Genomic DNA, 3,516 nt, shown 5'->3' on the forward strand with positions numbered 1-3,516 from the left:
AGGATACCGTTTACAAGACATTCTTCTTCAGTATATATACTATTTGCTTGTATCTTACAGCTAGTTTTCTACTTGATTATTTCCTCTTTAGATTTACTTTATAAATAGCCTCTTAATTTAAAAAAGGTTAATTATTTACCACCTTGAAAACGCTCATGTCCAATGTTAACTTGCCACTCCACAACTCTAGTAGAGTCTGAGAACATCCCATCCCGCACACGCGGACTACTGTTAACAATGGCTTGAGCCGCTTGCTCATTCTCCGCCTGAATCACCCACAGCCCCGTTCCATCATGGGGAAAAAACGGGCCGCAGCATAATAGTATTCCTTTCTCTTGTTGCTCATGAAACCAAGCCAGTTGAGCTTGTCCGTGTTCTGGGTGAGCTTTGCTATACTCGTAATACGCGGGAACGGTTGCTACGACAACGGCAAAGAGTTTAGACATATAATTATTTTTTGAGATGAGCAAAAATGATGGTAATAGATATCTATAAAGGTAATATAAAATAGCCTAACTACCACGGTAGGATTAAAATGTGAGTGTTGTATCGCAGATATTACAGATGGCGATCGCTTCCACGCCTTCACTTTGCAGCTTCTACGGAACATCACCCTGGCTTTGGTTTTTTTGTGAAGATGTAGCATTTTGAGTAAGCCTCTGCTTCAAAAGCCACCAAACCTGGAAGTTTTGTTAGTTGCTAAGATTAATCAATTTCTGTCACTAGCCATTGCCACTCGGTGACTACAGAGTTGGGGATATTGAGAACCAATGGCTTTCCACTATACGTAGGCACATGAAGTTTGAGCGCATCGGTGGTTGGCAATTTGGGTAAAATATCAGTTAAGTTATATTCACCTACATTTGGAGCGGGTGCAGTTAAAGCGTAGACATCTGATGCCAAAAGCAATTTAGCAAGTTTTGTCTCAATCAACAATGGTTGGGGGTGAGCAATTTTAACGACACCAGGAAATCCTACCACGCGTAACCTTAATTCTTTGACAGGATTGTTGTAATTTTGTTTAAACAATAGCACCTGCCAAGCATACCCAAATTCATCTTTGATAGATACTTGTGAGTGGTAGCGCAATGTACCAGGGGAATCATGATGTTGACGTAGCAGTGCGTGTGCTTCTTCTACACCCCATCCATATATGTTTGCAGTTCCCAATACATATAGAGTCAATGTTAGAAAGACTACCAGGGCGCAATGCCAAATAAATTGTGTAAATCGATACATATTAATTTTCTATGAGTTCACATATCAGTCTGCGATCGCTGCGATTGCACCGCCATGTTGGGTAATCACTTGTGCAGCATTACTAACCGATAATTAATTTAGCTTAGTTTGTACCTATTCCTCTTGCCATTATTGCTGCCAATAACGGAATCAGGGTAAAGCCAACCAGTTCAATTCTAATTAGCCAGATTAGACGATTTAGTTTTAGTAATTCCAGCTTTGGCGCTTGCTCTTGTTGGAGACTTTTCAACCAACCAATGAAAGAAAAAGTGGGATAGAGAGATAGCAAACCTACCACGATAAAAACCACAACTTTGGCATAGAAAACTGGGTTGCTTAAATAGTAATCTGTGCCTTTACCAAAGTAGATAACACGTAAAACGCCTGTGACAAGAACAATAGTTGCTGATATGCCATACACTGCATCAGCTATGACAATTTTCCAAGCCTCATTTAAACTCAATTCTTTTTTTAAATTGAATGCTTCTAACGCCAAAGCGCCAAAACACAACATAAAGCTTAAATAATGTAAATACGCGACTATGGCACTTCCCCACATATTATTTTTAGTTTTTGCTAATTTACTGTTTTTATATTGGTTTTGAGGCAAAGATTTGCACCATCAAACCCAAACTAGCATTAAGACAGCTAGCCAAAAAGTGACCAATAATTCAGATTTTCATTGACTAGGAACCCACAATCATTAGCAGGGGTTGCTACTGCATCCCCTGATGATTCAGCTTCGACTCGCAAGAACTAGCTGATATCGGCTTTGTTGTAGTCTTTATTTTAAAGTTTGATGGTTGTAGATGAACATAGGAATAATCCAGCCTTACAGTAACGGGTTTTTAGAAGTTGTACCAGAGAGCGATTATTGGCAGATTGTAGCTATACACATCAATGGCCAAGCCTATTGCCCTACACCTCGGCTTTATCATTCAGAAAAAGTGGCATTAGCAAAAGCTACACAAATTTATGATTGGCTAGCTGACAACGAACACCAAATCAGTGATGGGACTTGCTACTACTCTGAATTGAAACTCATCTTATGGCAGCAATCGAAAGTTCCTTAGCTGACCTTGTATTAATAGCTGCTTAGAATAATCCTGTAGTCCCTACCTCAAGTGTGGGGATTTTATTTTGTTGATAGGATGCCAGGCATCACCCCCTTTAGCCCGATCAATTTCTTTCAAGAATTTTATGGAGGCGGTTGATTTGAAAAACTCTAGTAATTGACTAAAAAGCCACAAAAAAGCCGGATTTTTGTGTATGCTCTGTGACTAAGTGCCTTAGTAACACATTTCCGGGAGTAAACATGGAACGCGCCATCTCTGCGTTGGGAATCTTAGTTTTTATTGGTATATCTTACGTTTTCTCTATTAATCGTCGTGCGGTGCGTTGGCGAATAGTGGCGTGGGGATTGGGATTGGAGTTTGTGTTTGCAATAGTAATTCTTAAAACTCCTTGGGGTTTGAATGTGTTTAAATCTCTGGGAGATATTGTCACCGGATTTTTAGCATTTTCTGATGTTGGTGCCAAATTTGTTTTTGGAGACAATTTTAAGGATCATTTATTTGCCTTCCAAGTGCTGCTCACAATTATATTTTTTTCTGCCTTCATCAGCGTCTTGTATTACTACGGCATTTTACAGCGAGTCGTAAATGTGATCGCGTGGGTAATGATAAAGACGATGAAAACATCGGGTTCTGAATCTTTATCCTGTGCAGGTAACATCTTTTTGGGGCCCACAGAGTCGGCGCTGATGGTTAAACCATACATAGCGAATATGACGCAATCAGAACTCCATGCCGTGATGACGGGTGGTTTTGCCACAATCGCGGGTGGAGTACTAGGGGCATATCTTTCCTTTGGCATACCAACAGAACACCTGATTGCTGCTTTCTTTATGACTGCTCCTACGTCGTTAGTGGTATCAAAACTACTTTACCCAGAAACAGAAGTATCAGAGACGGCTGGAAAGGCACAAGCTGATGTAAAAACTAATTATGTAAATGTAATTGATGCAGCTACTACCGGAGCAATTGACGGCGTAAAGCTAGCAGTGAATGTGGGAGTGATGATTATCGCCTTTTTAGGATTATTAGCTGCCCTGAATGCTCTACTGGCATGGTTGGGGGCATTTGTGGCTTTACCGCAACTCTCACAGGACTTACGCAACTGGAACAAATAGCGAGCGGGGCGTAGCCCTACCACACGACAATTTAAATCAAACCAAGCACATAGGAATACTTGGGCGTTTTAGTTGCTGAATTAAAT

At 40.5% G+C, this 3,516-nt stretch carries 4 protein-coding genes and 1 pseudogene; 2 read left to right on the forward strand and 3 right to left on the reverse strand.

Annotation, left to right across the window (positions count from 1 at the left end; all coding sequences use genetic code 11):
- Positions 1-131: 131 nt before the first annotated feature.
- From H6G97_RS47840 to H6G97_RS47850, 3 genes are all read right to left on the reverse strand, one after another.
- Entirely contained in the window at positions 132-446 is a 315-nt protein-coding gene (locus tag H6G97_RS47840) for a YciI family protein (protein WP_190947347.1), read from the reverse strand.
- Between the two features lie 259 nt (positions 447-705).
- Entirely contained in the window at positions 706-1,239 is a 534-nt protein-coding gene (locus tag H6G97_RS47845) for a DUF3122 domain-containing protein (protein ID WP_190947348.1), read from the reverse strand.
- A gap of 103 nt (positions 1,240-1,342) precedes the next feature.
- On the reverse strand, positions 1,343-1,849 hold the full coding sequence (locus H6G97_RS47850) for a DUF2214 family protein (RefSeq protein ID WP_242056126.1): 507 nt from the start codon (positions 1,847-1,849) through the stop codon (positions 1,343-1,345).
- 199 nt (positions 1,850-2,048) lie between these two features.
- Here H6G97_RS47850 and H6G97_RS47855 point away from each other — a divergent pair, with 199 nt between their 5' ends.
- Together H6G97_RS47855 and H6G97_RS47860 are read left to right on the forward strand one after the other, a co-directional pair.
- On the forward strand, positions 2,049-2,312 hold the full coding sequence (locus H6G97_RS47855) for a hypothetical protein (RefSeq protein ID WP_190947349.1): 264 nt from the start codon (positions 2,049-2,051) through the stop codon (positions 2,310-2,312).
- Positions 2,313-2,554: 242 nt separating this feature from the next.
- Positions 2,555-3,403 (forward strand): annotated as a pseudogene (locus H6G97_RS47860) (NupC/NupG family nucleoside CNT transporter); the annotation flags it as partial.
- Between the last annotated feature and the right edge of the window lie 113 nt (positions 3,404-3,516).

The sequence above is a fragment of the Nostoc flagelliforme FACHB-838 genome, from assembly GCF_014698065.1.
GTDB lineage: Bacteria > Cyanobacteriota > Cyanobacteriia > Cyanobacteriales > Nostocaceae > Nostoc > Nostoc flagelliforme_B.